19 protein-coding genes and 1 other RNA gene are annotated in these 20,284 nt (G+C 62.8%); 10 read left to right on the top strand and 10 right to left on the bottom strand.

Annotated features, from left to right (window positions below; translation table 11 throughout):
* The first annotated feature begins 60 nt into the window (after positions 1-60).
* The gene (locus tag ACEK02_RS12725) at positions 61-645 is read left to right on the top strand and encodes a hypothetical protein (RefSeq protein WP_371422060.1); all 585 of its coding nucleotides are present in this window, start codon (positions 61-63) and stop codon (positions 643-645) included.
* A 46-nt stretch (positions 646-691) separates the two neighbouring features.
* Here ACEK02_RS12725 and ACEK02_RS12720 read toward each other — a convergent pair whose 3' ends face one another.
* Positions 692-1,549 (bottom strand): LysR family transcriptional regulator, encoded by an 858-nt coding sequence (locus tag ACEK02_RS12720; protein WP_371422059.1) that lies wholly within the window; start codon positions 1,547-1,549, stop codon positions 692-694.
* Positions 1,550-1,641: 92 nt separating this feature from the next.
* Here ACEK02_RS12720 and ACEK02_RS12715 point away from each other — a divergent pair, with 92 nt between their 5' ends.
* Entirely contained in the window at positions 1,642-2,613 is a 972-nt protein-coding gene (locus ACEK02_RS12715; RefSeq protein ID WP_371422058.1) for a quinone oxidoreductase, read from the top strand.
* A gap of 12 nt (positions 2,614-2,625) precedes the next feature.
* Here ACEK02_RS12715 and ACEK02_RS12710 read toward each other — a convergent pair whose 3' ends face one another.
* Complete coding sequence (locus tag ACEK02_RS12710) at positions 2,626-3,690, bottom strand: acyltransferase family protein (RefSeq protein ID WP_371422057.1); 1,065 nt, start codon at positions 3,688-3,690, stop codon at positions 2,626-2,628.
* A gap of 202 nt (positions 3,691-3,892) precedes the next feature.
* On the opposite strand from ACEK02_RS12710, the gene hrpB reads away from it, so the two are divergent.
* From hrpB to ACEK02_RS12695, 3 genes are all read left to right on the top strand, one after another.
* Positions 3,893-6,367, top strand: a complete 2,475-nt coding sequence (gene hrpB, locus ACEK02_RS12705) for an ATP-dependent helicase HrpB (protein WP_371422056.1) — start codon at positions 3,893-3,895, stop codon at positions 6,365-6,367.
* Between the two features lie 141 nt (positions 6,368-6,508).
* Complete coding sequence (locus ACEK02_RS12700; protein ID WP_371422055.1) at positions 6,509-7,027, top strand: TIGR02281 family clan AA aspartic protease; 519 nt, start codon at positions 6,509-6,511, stop codon at positions 7,025-7,027.
* Positions 7,028-7,169: 142 nt separating this feature from the next.
* Positions 7,170-8,669 carry a phosphomannomutase/phosphoglucomutase gene (locus ACEK02_RS12695; RefSeq protein WP_371422054.1) on the top strand — a complete coding sequence of 500 codons (1,500 nt, stop codon included), beginning with the start codon at positions 7,170-7,172 and terminating at the stop codon, positions 8,667-8,669.
* Positions 8,670-8,729: 60 nt separating this feature from the next.
* On the opposite strand, the gene ACEK02_RS12690 is transcribed toward ACEK02_RS12695, so the two are convergent.
* The 6 genes from ACEK02_RS12690 to ACEK02_RS12665 form a co-directional block, all read right to left on the bottom strand.
* Positions 8,730-9,611, bottom strand: a complete 882-nt coding sequence (locus tag ACEK02_RS12690; protein ID WP_371422053.1) for a LysR substrate-binding domain-containing protein — start codon at positions 9,609-9,611, stop codon at positions 8,730-8,732.
* A 67-nt stretch (positions 9,612-9,678) separates the two neighbouring features.
* Positions 9,679-10,710 carry a YeiH family protein gene (locus ACEK02_RS12685; protein ID WP_371422052.1) on the bottom strand — a complete coding sequence of 344 codons (1,032 nt, stop codon included), beginning with the start codon at positions 10,708-10,710 and terminating at the stop codon, positions 9,679-9,681.
* Between the two features lie 155 nt (positions 10,711-10,865).
* On the bottom strand, positions 10,866-11,375 hold the full coding sequence (locus ACEK02_RS12680) for an Lrp/AsnC family transcriptional regulator (RefSeq protein WP_371422051.1): 510 nt from the start codon (positions 11,373-11,375) through the stop codon (positions 10,866-10,868).
* A gap of 78 nt (positions 11,376-11,453) precedes the next feature.
* The gene (locus ACEK02_RS12675) at positions 11,454-12,386 is read right to left on the bottom strand and encodes a sugar kinase (RefSeq protein ID WP_371422050.1); all 933 of its coding nucleotides are present in this window, start codon (positions 12,384-12,386) and stop codon (positions 11,454-11,456) included.
* 18 nt (positions 12,387-12,404) lie between these two features.
* Positions 12,405-13,343 carry an NAD(+) diphosphatase gene (gene nudC, locus ACEK02_RS12670; protein ID WP_371422049.1) on the bottom strand — a complete coding sequence of 313 codons (939 nt, stop codon included), beginning with the start codon at positions 13,341-13,343 and terminating at the stop codon, positions 12,405-12,407.
* Between the two features lie 5 nt (positions 13,344-13,348).
* Positions 13,349-13,771, bottom strand: coding sequence for an HIT domain-containing protein (locus ACEK02_RS12665; RefSeq protein ID WP_371422048.1), 423 nt, complete (start codon positions 13,769-13,771; stop codon positions 13,349-13,351).
* A gap of 180 nt (positions 13,772-13,951) precedes the next feature.
* Between ACEK02_RS12665 and ffs the strand changes: the two genes are divergently transcribed.
* From ffs to ACEK02_RS12640, 5 genes are all read left to right on the top strand, one after another.
* Positions 13,952-14,048: signal recognition particle sRNA small type (ffs, locus tag ACEK02_RS12660), an RNA gene on the top strand.
* Between the two features lie 125 nt (positions 14,049-14,173).
* The gene (locus ACEK02_RS12655; protein WP_371422047.1) at positions 14,174-16,042 is read left to right on the top strand and encodes a DNA polymerase III subunit gamma/tau; all 1,869 of its coding nucleotides are present in this window, start codon (positions 14,174-14,176) and stop codon (positions 16,040-16,042) included.
* A gap of 21 nt (positions 16,043-16,063) precedes the next feature.
* Positions 16,064-16,384 carry a YbaB/EbfC family nucleoid-associated protein gene (locus ACEK02_RS12650; protein ID WP_371422046.1) on the top strand — a complete coding sequence of 107 codons (321 nt, stop codon included), beginning with the start codon at positions 16,064-16,066 and terminating at the stop codon, positions 16,382-16,384.
* A gap of 1 nt (position 16,385) precedes the next feature.
* Positions 16,386-16,988, top strand: a complete 603-nt coding sequence (gene recR, locus ACEK02_RS12645; protein ID WP_089262818.1) for a recombination mediator RecR — start codon at positions 16,386-16,388, stop codon at positions 16,986-16,988.
* Positions 16,989-17,003: 15 nt separating this feature from the next.
* Positions 17,004-17,450 carry a hypothetical protein gene (locus tag ACEK02_RS12640; RefSeq protein WP_371422045.1) on the top strand — a complete coding sequence of 149 codons (447 nt, stop codon included), beginning with the start codon at positions 17,004-17,006 and terminating at the stop codon, positions 17,448-17,450.
* 11 nt (positions 17,451-17,461) lie between these two features.
* Here the strand turns inward: ACEK02_RS12640 and ACEK02_RS12635 are convergent, their stop codons facing one another.
* Entirely contained in the window at positions 17,462-18,829 is a 1,368-nt protein-coding gene (locus ACEK02_RS12635; RefSeq protein ID WP_371422044.1) for an MFS transporter, read from the bottom strand.
* Positions 18,830-18,905: 76 nt separating this feature from the next.
* Positions 18,906-20,120, bottom strand: coding sequence for a DNA recombination protein RmuC (locus ACEK02_RS12630; protein ID WP_371422043.1), 1,215 nt, complete (start codon positions 20,118-20,120; stop codon positions 18,906-18,908).
* Positions 20,121-20,284: the final 164 nt, after the last annotated feature.

Genomic DNA, 20,284 nt, shown 5'->3' with positions numbered 1-20,284 from the left:
TTGCGCCACGCCCTGTTCCATGTGTCCTTGCGCCGGTCATTGCCAATCGAAGGACCATTCATGCCCGAGCTCGCCGAACTGATGGACAAGATGAAGGGCGTGGAGGCCGAGATCGAGGCCGAGCTGACCCGCCGGCGGGAAGAACTGCGCTTCCGCTTCGAGCGCCGCAAGATCGTATTCGAGCAGGATGTCGAGAAACTGCAGCGCGCCATCAAGGTGGGCGCGTCGAAATACCTCTTCAGCGCCAATCCGCTGATCGTGCTGTCTGCGCCGGTGATCTATTCGCTGATCATCCCCTTCGTGTTGATCGATCTCTGGGTGATGGCCTATCAGGCGATCTGTTTTCCGATCTATGGCATCCCCAAGGTGCGGCGGCGCGACTATCTGATGTTCGACCGGCATCATCTCGCCTATCTCAACATCATCGAGAAGGTGAACTGCGCCTATTGCTCCTATTGCAATGGCGCCGCCGCTTTCGTGCGCGAAGTCGCCGCGCGCACCGAGGTCTATTGGTGCCCGATCAAGCACGCGCGCCGCGTGCTCGGCCCGCATCCGCACTATGTCGGCTTCGCGGATTTCGGCGACGCGGAAGGCTTCCGCAAGAAGATCGAGGATATGAAGGACGGTGTGAAGCTGGACGAATGAACGGCGCAACGATGATCCTTGCACCAGCGGTTGATCTTGCGATGAATTAGCGTCGAAGATCCTTTAGGCAATCGTCGAGAAATTCCATCACGGCGCGTACGTTCGGCGCGGCACGCATGTCGCGATGTACAACCAGCCAGACGTCGCGCCGGACGGCATTCGATGCGATCGTGCAGCGTCGCAGCCCCGGTTCGGGATCGCCGATGAAATGTGGCAGCAGGGCGAGTCCAATCCCGACGCGCGCCGCGGCTGTCTGGTTCTCGAGGTCGCTACTGTAAAGCACGATCTCACGGCTGGCGACGATGGCCTTCAGCCACTTCTGCTGTGGAGAGTCATCCATACTGCGATCATAGGCGATGAAGGCGAAGGCCGATGGCGGTGTCTCCTTCAGATATTGTGGCGACCCGTACAGGCTGAACCCGAATGAACCGACCTTGCGCGCGATCAGGCCGGGTTCGGTCGGTCGGGACAGGCGTACGGCGATGTCAGCCTCGCGTCGGTTCAGCGAGGCTGCGCGCTTTTCGCCGATCAGCGTGAGGCGGATGCCGGGATGACGCTGCCGCAACCGGAGCAGGTGTGGCGCGATGAGTGCGTTGGTCAGAGACGGCGGTGAACTGATGGTGATGTCGCCGCGCAGGCTGGCTTTCGCCGCCAATGCGGTGCGCTCGACTGCAAACGCCGCATCTTCCATCGGCGCCGCGGTGTCCGCCACGCGCCTGCCGGTATCGGTCAGCACGTAGCTGCGCGCGCGGCGATCGACCAGTTTCATGCCGGTGTCGGCTTCCAGCGCGGCTACGCGACGCGCCACGGTGGCGTGATCGACACCCAGTACGCGGGCCGCGGCGGATAGCGAGCCTTCACGCGCAAGCGTCACGAAATGACGCAGGTCTTCCCAATCAGGCATGTGCAAAATCTCACAACAAATATGCAGAGATAAGGAATTTTGCATATCGGGCCGATGCTGCAAAGTGGCTCACCTTCCCAGGAGATCACCCGATGACCAGCATCATTCGCCTCAAGTCGCCCGGCGGCATCGAGCAACTCGAACATGTGACTGTCGAGTTGCCGCGGCCCGGGCCTGACGAGATCCGAATCCGGCAGACTGCGATCGGCATCAACTTCCTCGATATCTACTACCGCACGGGCATGTACCCACCAACCGCGGACGGTGTTCTCGGTGCCGAGGCGGTGGGTGTCGTGATGGCGACCGGCGAGAATGTCAGTTCGGTGCAGGTCGGCGACAGGATCGGATATGCTGGTGCACCGGTGGGCGCTTACGCCTCCGACCGCAACCTGCCGGCATGGCGCGCGGTCAAATTGCCGGACGGTCTCACCGACGCGACTGTCGCTTCGGCGCTGCTCAAGGGCATTACGGCTTATATGCTGCTGACGCGTGTCTATCCGGTCAGTACCGGCACGGTCGTGTTGGTGCACAGCGCAGCCGGCGGCCTCGGTCAGTTGCTGACACGCTGGGCACGGCACCTCGGCGCCCGCGTGATCGGGACGGTGGGTTCAGACCTCAAGGCCGCAATGGCACGTGAAGCCGGCGCCCAGCATGTCATCGTCGGCCGCGATGCCGACTTCGCAGGTGAGGTGGCTGCGCTCACCGATGGACGCGGCGTTGATGTGGCCTATGACGGCGTCGGCGGAACGACATTGGCCAAGACGTTCGGCTGCGTGCGGCCGTTTGGTATTGTGGCGAGTTTTGGCCAGGCCGCCGGGCCGATCCCGCCCATCGATGTCAACGATCTCGGCCCCCGGCGCAGCATCATGCTGGGACGGCCGAGCGTCATGGCCTACATGAATCACATGGAGGACTATCACCGCGGCGCGGCGGCTGTGTTGGCTGCATTGTCGAAAGGCGTGTTGCAGGTCAGCGGAACCGCCTATTCGCTCGCCGATGCGGCGCGCGCGCAGGGCGATCTCGAAGCCGGGCGGACCAGCGGTTCGTTATATCTGGTGCCGTGAGTTTTGGCGGGACTATTCAGCCGCCTGCAGCGTTGCGCTTTTCTTCTTCGGCGCGATCCAGAACGCCGCCGGACGTTCGAACAGGAAGTTCGCGTGGACCAGCAGCGCGAGCCTCCAGATCACCAGCGCGCCGATGACGCCACAGAGCGTCACCAGCAGTGAGATCGTGCCGATGTCGAACGGGCTGAACTTCAGCAACAACGCGCGGGATGTCGCCATCGGTAGGAAGAAGGCGAGATAGATCACGATGGAATGCTCGCCGAAGAAGCGGATGAAACCGAGCCACTGCATCTTCGCCAGCAGCGTGCCCATCACGATAATGGCCACCGCGCCGGCAAAGCCGAGCATCAGCGAGATCACGGGCCATTCGCTGCAGCCGTCGTAAACCAGCGCGGCATTGATCAGCGCCCAAATAGCGAGACCGACCAGCGCCATCGCCGGCTTGGCACGGGCGCGATCGGATAGCGCGAACACCTGCGTGGCAAACAGATAGCCGGAATAGAAGTAGACGAAGCGCGAGCAGAATTCGTCGATCATCGTCCAGCCGGTGGCGATATGCGCCATCTCCAGCGCGGCGGCGATGCCCCAGATCATCAGCGGCGGCATGCGCCGTGCCAGCTTGGTGACGATGAAGAACACCGGCAGCATATAGATGAACCACAGCGTGCCGAATGGCTCGATATAGGAGATCAGATAGAGGTTGGCGACATAGGCCCAGCCACGTTCGGCGGCAAAGCCTGGCGCCTTGAAACCGAACTGGATCGTCACCCAGAGCACGTAGAAATACAGGAAATGGACGACCTTGCGGTCGAGATAGGTCCGCCAGTCACGGTCGATGACACGGGCGAGAAAGAGTCCCGAGATCAGGAAGAAATCCGGCATCCGGAACGGTTTGGCAAAGGCCACCAGCAGATGCATGTAGCCGGTCTGGCCGGCGGCCAATTCGACCCCCAGCACCGAATGCATCATCACCACCATGATGATGCAGATGCCCTTGGCGTAATCGACCCAGTCGATTCGCTCCGTGCCTGACAGCGCCGCGCGGTCGGCCACGGCGAAGGTGCCACTGGTGGTCATCGGTATCCCCTGTTCGGCGCTTCTTTTGGCAGGATCATGAGACGAGATCGGTTTCAATTGCCTTTCTCTGAACCTCAATTATGCCGCCCAAATGGTCGCGGCAGTGCGAGTTTGGCGGGGTGGTTAACGCGGGTTAAGGAATGTGGGATGGTCCGCCGCTCCGCTGCCGCGTATGACAGCCGGGACCATTGCAGAGCCTGATTTGACCCGAACCTTCGATACATCCCTGCCCATCGATGCTGTGCTGGACGACCTGTCAGGCGCGCTGGAAGCCGGCAACGCTGCGGTGCTGGTGGCGCCACCGGGCGCCGGCAAAACCACGCGTGTGCCGCTGGCGCTGCTCGATGAGCCATGGCTGAAGGGCAAAAAGATCATCATGCTGGAGCCGCGGCGGATCGCAGCCCGTGCCAGCGCCGAACGGATGGCGAAGACGCTGGGCGAGCGCGTCGGCGAGACGGTCGGCTACCGCGTCCGCTTCGGCTCGAAGATCTCGCGCAATACCCGGATCGAAGTGGTCACCGAAGGCATTTTCTCGCGGCAGATTCTCGACGATCCCGAGTTGAAGGATATCGGCGCGGTGCTGTTCGACGAATTCCATGAGCGCTCGCTCGATGCCGATATGGGACTCGCTCTGGCGCGCGATGCGCAGACCGGATTGCGCGAGGACCTGCGCATCCTGGTGATGTCGGCGACCATCGACGGTGCACGCATCGCAAAACTGCTCGGCGACGCGCCGGTCATCGCCAGCGAGGGGCGCGCCTACCCGGTGGAGACGCGCTATCTCGGCCGCAAGTCCGATATCCAGCTCGAGCGGCAGATGGCCGACGCTATCGCGACCGCCTTGCGCGCTGATCCCGGTTCGGTGCTGGCCTTCCTGCCGGGCGCTGCAGAAATCCGTCGCACGCAAAACTTTCTCGCCGAGCGCGTGCAGGATGCATCCATCGAGATCGTCCCTTTATTCGGTGCACTCGATGCCGGCGTGCAGGACCGCGCGATCCAGCCTGCGCCGCAGGGGCAGCGCAAGGTGGTGCTGGCAACCTCGATTGCCGAGACCTCGCTGACCATCGAAGGCGTGCGCATCGTGGTCGATTCCGGCGTCGCCCGCGTGCCGCGCTATGAGCCGGATATCGGGTTGACGCGGCTGGAGACCGTGCGTGCCTCGCGCGCTGCGGTCGATCAGCGCCGTGGCCGCGCCGGACGTACCGAGCCCGGCATCTGCTATCGGCTGTGGGACGAGCCGCAGACCGCATCGCTGCCGGCCTATACACAGCCGGAAATTCTCAGTGCCGATCTGTCGACACTGGTGCTCGATCTCGCGCAATGGGGCGTCAGCGATCCCGCCCAACTGACTTTCCTTGATCCGCCGCCCGCGCCTGCGCTGAAGGAAGCGCGCGGCCTGCTCGGCGAACTCGGCGCGCTGGATGGTGATGGCCGCATTACCGAGGAAGGCCACGCGCTGCGCGCGCTGGCCCTGCCGCCGCGGCTGGCGCGCATGATCGTGGATTCGGCGCGCTTCGGTCATGGCGAGGAGGCTGCCGAGATCGCTGCCATCCTCACCGAGCGCGGGCTTGGCGGCGACAGTGTGGATCTCGATCATCGTCTCGATCTGTTCCGCCGTGATCGTTCGCAACGCGCCGGCAGCGCGCGGCAACTGGCGGAGCGCTGGGCGTCGCAGGTTGAAAAATCTTCTTCGGCCCAAGAGAACGAGGTGCTCACCACCGGCACCATGCTCGCTTTCGCTTTCCCCGATCGTGTGGCCAGGAACCGCGGCAATGGCAGTTTCGTGCTGGCCAATGGTCGGGGCGCGTCGATCGAACAAAGCGCCGCGCTCGCGCGGGCGCCCTATATCGCGGTGGCCGAGCTCACCGGCACCGCCGCCAATGGCCGTATCCTGCTGGCGGCGCCGATCGCGCAGGCCGATATCGAAACGCGTTTCGCCGATCAGATCGAGAATACCGACGATGTCAGTTTCGATCGGGCGTCGATGTCGCTGCGCGGCCGTCGCAAGCGTGTGCTGCATGCGATCACATTGTCGGAAGCGCCGTTCACGCTGAAACCGTCCGAAGACACCGCGCGCGTCTTCGCCGATGGTCTGGTCGCCGCGGGCATCGACCGCCTGCCATGGTCGAAGGCGCTGCAGCAGTGGCGGGGGCGCGTGATGTTCCTGCGTGCCTCGGAAGGCGACGTCTGGCCCGATCTGTCCGACACTGCGCTCGCTGCAGCGCGCGAGAGCTGGCTGATGCCGGCATTGTTCGACAAGACCTCGCTGAAGGATTTTTCGGCCGGCGATCTGTCCGATGCCGTGATGGGCCTGCTGCCATGGGAGCTGCGCGCGCGGCTCGACCGGGAGGCGCCGACGCATTTCGAGGCGCCGACGGGGACCGTGCTGGCGATCGACTATGAAGCCGATCAGGGTCCGACCATTGCCGTCCGGCTGCAGGAATTGTTCGGGCTGAATACGCATCCATCGGTCGCGAAAGGGAAGGTGCCGCTGGTGCTCGAATTGCTGTCGCCGGCGCAGCGCCCGGTGCAGGTGACGCGCGATTTGCCGGGCTTCTGGCGCGGCAGCTACCTCGATGTGCGCTCCGACCTGCGCGGCCGCTATCCGCGACATCCCTGGCCGGAAGATCCCGCCAATGCGCTGCCGACGCGCCGCGTGAAGCCGCGCGGGACGTGATCATCAGGCAAAGTGCCGCTCATTAACGCTTCGCTCATCCTTTTCGCGAAAATAGCAGTCTGAAAGACCGTCCTGAACGGACGGTGGTGAGCCCGTGTGATGAACTCGCGGTTCCCCTGGTTGCGTTCAGTGAGGTTGCGTATGCGTAGTATCATGTTCTTCGCGGCGATCCTGATCGGTCTGGGTACCGTGATGGCGCAGATGGCCGACAAGATGACGGCGACGACGCCGGCCATGGCGAAGGCGGCATCACCCGCGACCACGACACAAGGCAATGCAAAGGCCGGTATCCGCAGCCTGTCGATTGCGCGCGATGCGCGAGGTCACTTCCAGACGGAGGCGAATATCGATGGCCAGCGTATCGGCTTCATGGTCGATACTGGCGCATCTGTCATCGCATTGAATGAAAAGTCGGCGGCGCGATTTGGATTGCGTCCGTCGCGTGCCGATTATAACGCCACGGTGACAACGGCGAACGGAACGCTGAAGGCGGCGCGCGCGCGAATCGCTGTCGTGCAGGTCGGCGAACTCACTGTTCGTGATGTCGATGCGATGGTGCTGCCCGATGAGGCGCTATCCGAGAATTTGCTCGGCCTGTCGTTTCTGTCGAAGTTGAAACGCTTCGAATATGCAGATGGCCGTATGGTGCTCGAACAGTAGTACCTATATCGTCATCCATTGGGGCTGTAGCCCAATTTCAAACAAACTCGCACCCTTGAATACCCGCACGTCTTCCCACAGGCGTGCGCAAAGGCTAAGCCTGCGCATTCAAGATTGATCCCAATTGATGCGAGGTTCTCCGATGTTTCCGAAGCCGAAGCCCTTGCTCGTGCCGAATACCTACGCTTACGAATCCGAGCCGATGGTAAAGGCCACGGGTTTTCGCGAATATGACGCGCGCTGGCTGTTCGGCAAGGAAATCAACCTGATGGGCATTCAGGCGCTGGGCATGGGGCTCGGTGCGCTGATTGCTGAACTCGGCCAGAAGCAGGAAATCGTCACCGGACACGATTTCCGCGGCTACTCCGCGTCGATCAAATACGCGCTGATGACCGGCCTGATGGCCGCCGGCTGCAAGGTCCACGACATCGGCCTCGCCGTGACGCCGATGGCCTATTTCGCACAGTTCGATCTTGATGTGCCCTGTGTCGCCATGGTGACGGCCTCGCATAACGACAATGGCTGGACCGGTGTGAAGATGGGCGCCAGCAAGCCGCTGACCTTCGGTCCGGACGAGATGACCCGGCTGAAGGAAATCGTGCTCAATGCCGAGTTCAAGAACAAGGCCGGCGGCTCCTATCAGTTCCACGAGAATTATCCGGCACGCTATATCGCCGATCTCACCAATCGGCCGAAGCTGAAGCGCAAGCTCAAGGTCGTTGTTGCCTGCGGCAACGGCACCGCAGGCGCGTTCGCGCCGCAGGTGATGGAAGCGATCGGTTGCGAGGTGATCCCGCTGGATACCGAGCTCGATCATACTTTCCCGAAATACAATCCGAATCCGGAAGATATGGAAATGCTGCACGCGATCCGCGATGCGGTGCTCGAACACAAGGCCGATGTCGGCCTCGGTTTTGACGGTGACGGTGATCGCTGCGGCGTTGTCGACAACACCGGTGAGGAAATCTTCGCCGACAAGGTTGGCGTTATGCTCGCGCGCGACATGTCGGCGGTTCACAAGGATGCGACCTTCGTGGTCGACGTGAAATCGACCGGATTGTTCGTGACGGATCCGGTACTGCAGAAGCAGAATGCCAAGACGACCTACTGGAAGACCGGCCACTCCTACATGAAACGCCGCACCAATGAGCTGAAGGCGCTCGCGGGTTTTGAGAAGTCCGGCCACTTCTTCTTCAATGCGCCGGTCGGCCGCGGCTATGACGATGGCCTCGTCTCGGCGATTGCGATCTGCGAAATGATGGACCGCGCGCCGGGCAAGACCATGGCCGATCTCAAGGAGGCGCTGCCGAAGACCTGGTCGTCGCCGACCATGTCGCCGCATTGTGCCGACGAGACCAAATATGGTGTCGTCGCTGCGGTGGTGAAGCATTTCGAGGATGCGCAGAAGAAGGGCGACAAGGTCGCCGGACAATCGATCCGCGATCTCGTCACCGTCAACGGCGTGCGCGTCACCTGCGAGGATGGCAGCTGGGGCCTGGTGCGGGCGTCATCCAACAAGCCGGAGCTGGTGGTGGTGGTCGAAAGCCCGGTCTCCGATGCGCGCATGCATGACATGTTTGAAGCCATGAATGTGGTACTGCGTACGCATCCGGAAGTCGGCGCATATAACCAGACGATTTGATTTCTTTAACCTCGCCCGCTCCCGGCGAAGTGAAGCTTCGCTAGGCGGGGAGGGGTTAAGTCAGGGCGTTGCAATCATCCCCATCATCTCCCTTGCGGCCTGCGTGACGTAACGCTCCTTGTGGAGTAGCTGCACGAAGCGCCGTGTCGGCAGCTCGGCATCAATGGCAATGAGAGCGCCGCTGCTGATCAGGGCGGCGGCGGCCAGGCGCGAGACGATGCTCGCGCCTGCGCCGGCCACGACGGCCGCGCAAACGGCTTCGTTCGACGGCAGCTCCATGGCGATGCGAATATGGTCGGGCGCGCTTCCTGAGTGCTCCAGCACCGATTGTGCGATGGCGCGCGTGCCGGAGCCGGCCTCACGCAGGACCCAATGCGTCTCCGCGAACTGAGCTGGCGCGATGGTGCGTTGTTGCGCCCATGGATGCGATTGACCGACCACCAGCACCAGTTCGTCGTTGCCGACGGGCCGGGTCGCGAGGGCCGGATCGTCAACCGCGCCTTCAACGATGCCGAGATCGACTTCGCCATCGCGCACCCAGCCGGCCACCTGTTCGGTATTCCCGATGCGGAGGCTGAGGTCGATGCCGGGGAAGTGCTGCCGATAGCGTGCCATGACAGGCGGCAGAAAGTAGTTACCGACGGTCTGGCTCGCGGCCAGCGCAAGGCAGCCGCGCGTCATGCCGGCCATATCGGTCAGAACGGTCGTCGCGGCGGCGGCGCGTGCCAGCACGGCCCGGGCTTCGATCAGGAAGGCGCGGCCAATCTCGGTGAGTTCGATGCGGCGGCCGACGCGGTGGAACAGCTGCGTCGCATAACGCGTTTCCAGCGCTGCAATGGCGGCGCTGGTGGCAGACTGGGTGAGATGCAGGCTCTCGGCAGCCCGCGTCATGTGCTCGTGTTCGGCGACGGCGACGAAGATCCGGAGCTGTTCGAGCGTCATGTGATCTCCGTCATAGCGTTTTCGAGCGAAGTGGAGGCCGGTTCGCTCAGGAAAACGCGTCAAAAAATTAAGTAGTCAGCTTCACTAGCATGAGGCTGAAGCTGGCAATGAACAGGAAGGCCGCAGCGCCCAGCAGCAGCGGGCGCAGGCCCTTGGCGCGGAGCTTCTGGATATTGGTTTCCAGCCCCATTGCGGCGAGCGCTATGGTCAGCAGGAAGGTCGTGATCGGCACGATCACATTCATCGCGGCGTGCGGGACGTTAATGAGGCTGTTGACGATCACCATCGCCACAAAGCCGAAGGCAAACCACGGCATCGGCACTTTGGTATTGCCGGCTTCTGCTCCGGGAGCGCGTGCGCGACGCGTCGCCAGCAGGCCGAGCGCAATCACCACAGGGGCCAGCATCATCACGCGTGAGAGCTTGGCGATGGTGCCGAAATCGCCGGCTTCACGTCTCTGCTGGAAGGTGGCCGCGACGACCTGGGCGATCTCGTGGATCGAAGCGCCAGCCCATAGTCCAAAATGATGTGGGTCGAGCTGCAGCGCGCCCGAGAGCAACGGATAGGCGAACATGGCGATCGAACCGAAGATGGTGACGCAGGCGACGGCATAGGCGACGTCCTCGTCAGATGCGCGGGTCACCGTGTTGGTGGCGATCACGGCGGAGGCGCCGCAGATCGACGTGCCGGCGGCAATCAGTTCGACAAGCTTGCGGTCGATGCCCATCGCGCGACCGAGCCAGGTGGTGAAGACGAAGGTTGCAACGAGCGTCGCCGCGATCACCGCAAGACCGACGGCGCCAACCTCCAGCAATTGCGCTGCGGTGAGCTGCAGGCCGAGCAGGATGATGGCGAAGCGCAGGATGCTGCGCATGGAGAAGGTGATGCCGGCTTCGGCTGCGGCCGGCATGCCGGATGTGTTCTGGATCGCGATGCCGATGCCGATTGCCAGGATCATCGGACTGGCGAAGCCGACATAGGGGATTTCGCGCATAGCGAATGCGGTGCCGGCGATGGCGGCTGTGAGCGCCAGTCCGGGGAGAAGCGGCAGGCTGCGCGCAGCGAATGTGGGGTTCGCATTGTCGGAAAGAACGGTCATGGGCCAAACTCCAGTTTGGCCATCACCATCATGCCGTTCGATCAATAAATCTAATTGATCGTTATTGTTGATTCAATCGAAAAGAACGATTGATGGGGCACCCCCATCCCCCATCCCCATCGCCCGGTCTGACCGGGCGACGCGCGCGAAATTACTCAGCCGGCCGGCATGGATGGCACCGGCAGCGCCGTGACCGACTTAATCTTCTCCATGGCGAAGCGGGAGGTGACGTTCTTGAGCGCGACGGCGCTGATCAGTTTCTTGTAGAACACGTCATAGCTCTGCATGTCCGCAACCACGACGCGCAGCATGTAGTCGACGTCGCCGGCCATCCGGTAGAATTCCATGACTTCGGGCATTGCGCTGACGGCGTCGGCGAATTTCTTCAGCCAGACGTCGGAATGGTCGCCGCTCTCCACCGAAACGAATACCGAGATACCGAGGCCGATCTTGTTCTGATCGACCAGGGCGACCCGGCGGAGGATCACGCCATCAGCCTCGAGGCGCTGGATGCGCTTCCAGCACGGTGTAGACGAAAGCCCCACGCGGTCACCGATCTCGGCCACTGACAGCGAAGCGTCTTCCTGCAGGACTGTCAGGATCTTGCGATCGATCGCATCGAGGCGGCGGGTGGATTCAAGGGGCTGGTCGGCGATATCGGTCATGGGAAGAACTTTGTTCTAATTATGAGGGCGTGTAACCTCATATATAGAACATTCTTCTAAAGCAAGCCTTGCGTGTCCTCAGGAGAGGGCGCCGACTCTGGATTCCCTTAAAAGTTGTTCGACTTCAGCACGTTGCGGGCACGCAAAGGCGCCGCCATAGCGGGTGCATTTCAGGGCCGCGGCAGCGGACGCGAAGCGCAGCGCCTCCGGTACCGACTTGCCGCCCGCGAATTCCAGCGCAAAGGCGCCGTGGAAAATGTCGCCGGCGCCAAGAGTGTCCACGGTGTGAACCGGGAAAGCCGGGGTTTCCTTCGGATGTCCATGCTCGTCGAGCCACAGGGTGCCCTTGGGGCCGCGCGTGACGGCAAGGAACGAGGAGGTCAACGTCGCCATCTTCTGCAGCGCCTTGAGATTGTCGGTGATGCCGGCAGTCGATTGCAGCGCATCGTCCGAAAAGATCAGATGCGAGGAGGCGGTCAGCAGGCCCTCGCGCTGCGACAGCGTGCTGTCGATATCGACGACGACCGGAATGCCGCGATGACGCGCCTCGATGCAAAGCTCGGTGGCGAAGCCGGCACAGCGGCTTTCGATCAGGATAGCGTCGCAGTCCTTCAGCAACAGGTCGTGGTCGGGCAGCTTCACTTTCCAGAGGTCCGGATCGCGGAAGGTGACGATGGTACGCTCGCCGGAGGGATCGATCATGACGGCCGAGATCGGTGTCACGAGGCCGGGCATATGCACCAGATGCGCGGAGTCGATGCCTTCCTTGGCAAGGTCGTCGAACAGGAACTGGTCGGCGGTCTCGTTCTTGTCGCCCATTGGCCCGGTCATCGACGCGCGGCCACCCAGTCGGCTGACGCCGATGGCGGCGTTGAGTGCGTTTCCGCCGATGATCTGGGCGAAACGTTGGGATGGGAATTTCTGGCCACGCCCGGGTACGGATTCGACGGCAAAGGTCAGGTCGCGAACAGGCAGGCCGATGCACAGGATGCGGGTGGGCTTGGCACTCATGAGGACGTCCTCGTGTGGTCAGGCCTGGTCGGGATGCAGCCAGCGACCGAGCAGATGATGCGCGATGGCGAATGGATGCGGTCCCGCGAGCCCGTCGGGGTGTTCGCGTTTCCACATCAGCATCGCCTCGTCACGGTCAAACCACCGGGCGTCCTCAAGTTCCATCTTGTCGACGGTAATCTCGTCGCTGATGGCTCGGGCCGAGCAGCCGATCATCAGGGATGACGGATATGGCCAGGGCTGCGTCATGTAATAGGTGACGTCGGTGCAACGGATGCCGGATTCCTCGAATATCTCGCGCTTCACCGCGTCCTCGATGGTTTCGGCAGCCTCGACGAAGCCGGCGAGGCACGAATACATGCCGGGTGCGAACTGCTTCTGGCGGCCGAGCAGACACTTGTCGCCCTTCTCCACCAGCATGATGACGACGGGATCGGTGCGCGGAAAATGCTCGGTCTTGCAGCTCGGGCAAACGCGCTTCCAGCCGCCTTCGGCCATCGACGACTTGGCGCCGCAATTGGCGCAAAACCCGTGGCGCTGATGCCAGGACACCAGCGACTTGGCCTGTGCAACCGCCGAAAGCTGTTCCGGCGGCACCATGCCCTGCATGGCCATGCCGCGGAGTTCGCTGACGACGACATCATCGCGGGTCAGCAGCTTTTCGACGGCGGGTGCGCCGATGCCCATGCCGAATACGGCATCGCCGTCACGCAGGCCGAGAAAGACAGTGCCGGGATTGGCGCCGAATGTCAGCGCTTCGCCGATGGTCAGGAGCGCGCGCTGGCTGTCGCCTTCTTTCTTCATCACCAGCGAGTCGCGGTAAATGACGTAAGCGCGAGAGGAGCTTTTGCCTTCCAGCGCGAACAGCTTTTCGTCGTTGAAGCGCAGATGGGCGGCGCGATCGAGCGTGTTGGACACGAAGGCCGGATGGCCGAGCGGAAACATGGTGCTTGTCATGATGGTCAACCGAGCCAGATCTTGCGGCGGAGTTCTGAGATGAAGCGCTGCACTTCGGCGGCGTCATGGGCGAGTGGCGGCATCACGCCCCAGATCGGCCGCGGCCATGCGGCATCGGTCTTGCGGCGCGCAATGATGTGGACGTGCAACTGCGGCACCATGTTGCCGAGTGCCGCGACATTGAGCTTGTCGCATTTGGTGATGTCTTTGAGCGCGCGGCCGACGCGGTTGATCTCGGTCATCAGCGCGCTCTGCGCGACCTCGTCGAGATCGATGATCTCGGTGACATCGGCGCGGCGCGGCACCAGCATCAGCCAGGGGTAGTGCGCATCCTTGACGACCAGCACGCGGCTGAGGGGCAGGTCGCCGATGTCGATGGTGTCTTGTTGCAGCTGCGCGTGCAGCGACCAGGTCGAGGAGGGGGCCATTCGGACTCTCAATTAAGGCGCGCAGCGTCGCAGGAAGCGTCTGCGCAGACAACTCCCGTCATGGCCGCTTTTGCGTGTTTGAACCATGTTTTCCTGCGACTTTGTTGCGCAAATCTTGCGGCGGACTTGCGGCATGCGCCGCGCTTGCTTTCCGACCATTTTGGCCCCAAATAAGCACCGGGAGATTGGCGGTGGACGAGCCACTCGCCAATCGGGTCAGGTCCGGAAGGAAGCAGCCCTAACGAGGTCCGGATCGGGTCGCTCGTCAGTCTCCTACTTAAATTCCCGCAGAACAGCTGTTTTGGGCGAACTGGTTTCCACTTCGCCCGAAAACGCTGTAAATTTTCTGCGAAGCGCAGCGCGCTGTAACTGCCGAGCCCAGAGAGATACGCGGACCGTTCGATGGCTGATGCTGGACATTCCGGAGCCGATACGAACAGTCCGGCGAACAGCCAGAGCGTGTCGGGTTCCGGTCGCGGCTACCGGGTGCTGGCGCGCAAATACCGTCCCACGACATTCGAGGATCTGATCGGCCAGGAAGCGATGGTCCGGACGGTTTCGAACGCGTTCGAGGCCGGGCGCATTCCGCAAGCCTGGATTTTGACCGGCGTCCGCGGCGTGGGCAAAACCACCACCGCGCGCATCCTGGCGCGGGCGCTGAATTACGAATTGCCGGACGGTTCGGTCAAGGGGCCGACCATCCACATGCCGGTGCCGGGCCTGCACTGCCAGGCCATCATGGAAAGCCGGCACATCGACGTGCTGGAAATGGACGCCGCCTCCCATACCGGCATCGACGACGTGCGCCAGATCACCGACGGCGTGCGTTATGCGCCCTCGAGCGCGCGCTACAAGGTCTACATCATCGACGAAGTCCACATGCTGTCGGAGAAGGCGTTCAACGCCTTCCTCAAGACGCTGGAAGAGCCGCCGGAGCACGCCAAGTTCGTGTTCGCCACCACCGAAATCCGCAAGGTTCCGGTGACGGTGCTGTCGCGCTGCCAGCGCTTCGATCTGCGGCGTGTCGATGCCGATGTGCTGATGACGCATCTCGGCAATATCGCGGCCAAGGAACAGGTCGAGATCGAGCCGGAAGCGCTGGCTGCGATCGCGCGTGCCGCGGAAGGCTCGGTGCGCGATTCGCTGTCGCTGCTCGATCAGGCGATTGCGCATGCCGCCGGAACCGTCCGCGCCGATGACGTGCGCCAGATGCTCGGGCTTGCCGATCGCACCCGCGTCATCGACCTGTTCGAATCGCTGGCGCGCGGCGACATTGCCGCCGCCTTCAAGGAATTCCGCGATCAGTATGACACCGGCGCCGACCCCGTGGTGGTGCTGAGCGACCTTGCCGAGTTCGTCAATTTCATCACCCGCATCAAGGTGGTGCCGGCCACCGCCGACAACCTCGCACTGGGCGAGACTGAGCGGGTGCGCGGCCGCGAGTTTGCCGCGAAACTGTCGATGCGCGTGCTGTCGCGGATGTGGCAGATGCTGCTCAAGGGCATCACCGAAGTGCAGGGCGCGACGCGCCCCGCTGCCGCCGCCGAAATGGTGCTGGTGCGTATCGCTTATGTTGCCGATTTGCCAACGCCTGACGAAGCAATCCGGATGCTCGATCAGAATGGCGGTTCGTCGCCGATGATCTCCGGCAATGGTGGCGGCCGCGCCGCGCCATCGTCCGTTCCGTCGGCATCCTTGCCGTCAGCGCAAATGCCATCCGCCATGCCGACGATGTCGTCGAGCGCATCGCGCGGCCCGACCATGCAGCGCGGCAGTGCCGAACCGTCGCCGCGGCCGCAGGTCGGGATGGCAGATGCGCCGCCCGCAGCGGTGCTGAAGATTTCCACCTTTCCTGAACTCGTCGCACTGGCCGGCGAGAAACGCGACCTGATGGTGCGCGGAGCGCTCGAAGCCGATGTGCGCCTGATCAAGATCGAGGACGGGCGGCTTGAACTTGCGATGGAACGCACGGCGTCGCGCACGCTGATCAACGATCTGTCGCGGAAGCTCGAACAATGGACCGGCCGGCGTTGGGCCGTGATCGTGTCCAACGAGCAGGGACAGCCGACGCTGCGCGATCAGCAGCTGGAGCAGAAGAACGAGCGGCAACGCGCGGCGGAAGCCGATCCGCGGGTCAAGGAAGTGCTGGCACGGTTTCCGCGTGCGAAAGTCGAGGTTCGTGTCATCGCCCCTGAGCCGCCGGAATTCGGCGGTAGCGATAGCGACTTGATCAGCGACGATGCAGCCGACAATTTGAACGACGACGATTAATCGAACTGCGAAGGAAAACTCATGGCTGATTTTCTCGGCATGATGAAACAGGCAGCGCAGCTGCAATCGAAGATGAAAGCGATGCAGGACGAACTCGACCATGTCGAGGTCGAAGGCATTTCCGGCGGTGGTCTCGTGTCGGTACGCATGACTGCGAAGACCGAAGTGAAGGCGGTGAAGATCGATCCGTCGCTGGTCAAAGCCGAAGAGGTCGAGATCCTCGAGGATCTGCTGGTCACCGCGCTGGGCGATGCGCGCCGCAAGGCGGAAGCCGCGATGCAGGAGAAGATGCAGGCGCTGACCGGCGGCCTCGGTCTGCCGCCGGGGATGGGTCTCACCTGAGATGGCGTCCACGGCCGGCCCGGAAATCGAGCGCCTGATTCAACTGCTCGCGCGGCTGCCCGGGCTCGGCCCTCGCTCGGCCCGGCGTGCTGCGTTGCATTTGATCAAGAAGCGCGAGGCGTTGATGACGCCGCTGGCCGGTGCGCTGCAGGTCGCGATCGACCGGATTCAGGTCTGCAAGGTCTGCAGCAATATCGACACGCAAAATCCCTGCACCATCTGCACGGACCCGCGCCGCGATCCTTCGACAATCGTGGTGGTCGCAGATGTCGCGGACTTGTGGGCGCTCGAACGCGCCCACGCGACAACGGGCAAGTATCATGTACTGGGTGCAACGCTGTCGCCGCTCGACGGTGTCGGCCCACAGGATCTGACCATCGACGCATTGGTGTCACGTGCGCATGATTCCGAGGTGAGCGAAATCATCCTGGCGCTGAACGCGACGGTGGATGGACAAACCACGGCCCATTACATCACCGACCTCCTGCAGGAGGCCAATGTGAAGGTGACGCGGCTGGCACATGGCGTGCCGGTTGGCGGTGAACTCGATTATCTTGACGAAGGCACGCTGTCGGCCGCGATGCGGCAGCGGACGCTGTTTTAAACTGGAAGAGCATTGATGACACGATACGACTTGAAGGTTTTTCCGACCTGGGCCGCGGTGATTTGCGCGGCCGGCCTGTTTGCTACGGCTGCCAGCGGCGCGACCGAAACACCGGCTGCGCCAGCCGCACCAGTGGCACCGAAGACGATGAAGATCGGTGACGTGCTGACCGGGCAGCTCAATGCCATGCGCAGCCGTGATGCCAAGGGCAAACGCACCAATGTGTATCAAGTGGTCAGCGAGCCGCGTCGCCTGCCGGCGCCTGCGGGGCTGTGCAATCTTGAGACAGGACCTGAGACATTCGAGATCGTGGTTGCCAATGACGCCCAGGCCACGCAGCTGAAGAAGCTCGTCGGCAAGGAAGTGGCGCTCAAGATCGCTGAGGTCGCCTGCGCCGAGCAGGCCGGGCAGATGAGCGAAGCGCTGGTGACGAAGTGGAGCGTGGTGACGAAGCCGAACTGAGTTCGCTTTGGCTAAACCCGCACCGGTCCCAGCATCTCGAAATGCCCGCGGCGCTGCAGCCAGATCAGCAGGATCAGGCTCGGTACCGCGACGATGACGCTGATGGCGAAGAACATCGGCCATCCCGTCGCCTGCGCGACATAGCCGGCACCTGCCGACAGATAAGTTCGTCCTACAGCAGCCAATGCCGTAAGCAGTGCATATTGCGTGGCGGTGTGCAGCGGGTTTTTGCACAGCGCCGAAAGGTAGGCGACAAAGATCACCGTGCCGATGGCGCTGGTGAAGTTCTCGACCGAGATGGCCAGTGCCAGCGCCCATTGATTGACGCCGACGATGGCGAGCCATGAGAAGGCGAGATTGGACAGCGCCTGCAACACAGCGCCGATCCACAGGCTCGCCGCCAGTGAATAGCGCCGCGCGACAAAACCTCCAGCGAAGCCGCCGATCAGCGTGGCGGCAAGGCCGACGCCTTTGACAATGGCGGCGTAGTCGTTGCGGGTGAAGCCGAGGTCGATCACGAACGGCGCCGTCATGGTGCCGGAAAACGCGTCGGTGAATTTGAACAGCACGACAAAGGCCAGCGCGGCCCAGGCGTCCTTGCGGGCCAGGAATTCGGAGAACGCACCGATCGCGGCCTGGACCACGCGTGTGAAGGCACTGTCGCCACGGGTGGCGGCTTCGGCCTGTGCGGATTGCTCGGGCTCCGTGGCGGCCAGTGCCGTGACCGTGCCGATCAACACCATCGCAGCCATCGTCACGTAGCCCCACATCCATGCGGTGGAGCGCGCGATGCCGGTGCTCTCGAAGGCGCTGACCAGAAACAGCACGCCGGCGGTGGAGATCAGCATGCCGATGCGGTAGGCGGCGACATAGGAGGCCATGCCGGCGGCTTGTTCGCTTTCCGGCAGGCTCTCCACACGAAATGCATCGACGACGATGTCTTGCGTCGATGACATCGCAGCCACCAGCAGCGCGCCAAGGGCGACGAACAGTGGCGAGCGGGCGGGGTCGGTCAGCGCCAGAAGCAGGATCGCTCCGATCAGCAACAGTTGTGAGAACACCAGCCAGCCGCGGCGGCGGCCGAATTGCCGCGTGAAGAAGGGCACATGCAGCGCGTCGACCAGCGGAGCCCAAAGGAACTTCAGCGTGTAGGGCGTACCGACGAGGGCGAACAGCCCGATGGTGCCGAGATCGACACCGGATTCGCGCATCCACACTAGGAGTGTCGAGCCTGACAGCGCGAGCGGCAGGCCCGACGATAGGCCAAGCAGCAGCACAATCAGCACCCGGGGCTGCGTGTATACCGCCATGCTCTCACGCCAGGAGGCACGGGGCTTCAGGGTGAGGGCGGCTTCGGACGAGTCAGGCGCGCTGGTCATGGGACGAGGATTAGCAGATTCGGGCTCGCTTTCTTTAGCCTCTCCCGCAAAGAGCGGGGAGAGGCTAAAGAGCGCTCTATTCCCCCGCCTGAATCTTGCGCGGCAGCGGCGCGAACATGTCGGGAGCGGCGGTCTTGGCCATGACCGGGGCCACCTCGGTGGCGGGCTCACTCTTGCTGAAATCCAGTTCCTCGATGCGGCCGGCGCGCTTCTCGATCTTGTCGGCGGAGATCAGGATCTGGCGGACGTCTTCATTGGCCTGCCCAAAATGGGTCTGCAGCTTCATCACGCGGTCGCGCAAGCGGCCGAGATCGTCGCCGAGATTGAGCACTTCGGTACGGATCTGGTCGGCGGCGTCGCGCATCCGTGCGTCCTTCAGGATCTGCTGCATCACCTGGATCGCCAGCATCAGCAGCGACGGCGATACCAGCACGACGCGGGCGCGATAGGCCTTCTGGATGATGTCGTCGAAACCATCGTGAATCTCGGCATAAACCGACTCCGACGGCACGAACATCAGCGCCGTATCCTGCGTTTCGCCGGGCACCAGATATTTCTCGGCGATATCGGTGACATGCTTCATCACGTCGGCGCGCAGGCGCTGCGCCGCATATTTCTTCTCCTCGTCGCTGCGCGCGTCATGCAGCGCGGTAACGGCTTCCAGCGGGAACTTCGCGTCGATGCACAGCGGGCGCTGGTCCGGCAGGAAGATTACGCAATCCGGCCGTTTGCCGGACGACAGGGTGTGCTGGAACGCATAGGCGCCGCTCGGCATACCGTCCTTGACGATACTTTCCATGCGCGCCTGACCGAAGGCGCCACGCGACTGCTTGTTGGCGAGCACGTCGCGCAAGGTCGTCACCTGCGAGGTCAGGTCGGTGAGATTCTTGTGGGCGTTGTCGATGATGCCCAGCCGCTCATGCAGCGCGCTCAGGCTTTCCATGGTGTTGCGGGTGGTCTGTTCCATGGATTGGCCGACACGGTGGGTCACTGAGTCCAGCCGCTCGGACACTGCGCGTGCCATGTCGGCCTGACGGCCCGCCAGGGCCTGCCCCATGGCGTCGACGCGGCCGGTGGCCTCGTTCTGGGCCTTCAAAACTTCACTGAGACGTTCTTCCAGTTCATCGGCCCGGATCGCCTGTGCCATGGCCATGGCGGCGCCGCGGCTACCAGAGCGGGCGATGATGATGGCGATGGTGAGCAGCAAACCCAGCGCCAGAGCACCGAAGCCCATCAATGCCACGCCGGTGGTGACCGGCGTGTCGCCGATCATGAAAAGGATCTCGTTCATCCCATCCTTGTAGCCGATTCGGGTAATGAAGCGAACGAAGGGGGAACGTTTATGGTCAATGCAAGATGAATTTTCTTGGTTAACCGAAGCCTAAGAAATGTGGTCAGGCGGAGCCTAACCGACACGGTTAACCCTGCCTTAATTGGCATGGTTAGCGATGGGTT

The organism is Tardiphaga sp., from assembly GCF_041424195.1.
Taxonomy (GTDB): domain Bacteria; phylum Pseudomonadota; class Alphaproteobacteria; order Rhizobiales; family Xanthobacteraceae; genus Tardiphaga.
Note: the sequence above shows the minus strand (reverse complement) of the source record. Positions and strands in the feature narration are given on the sequence as shown.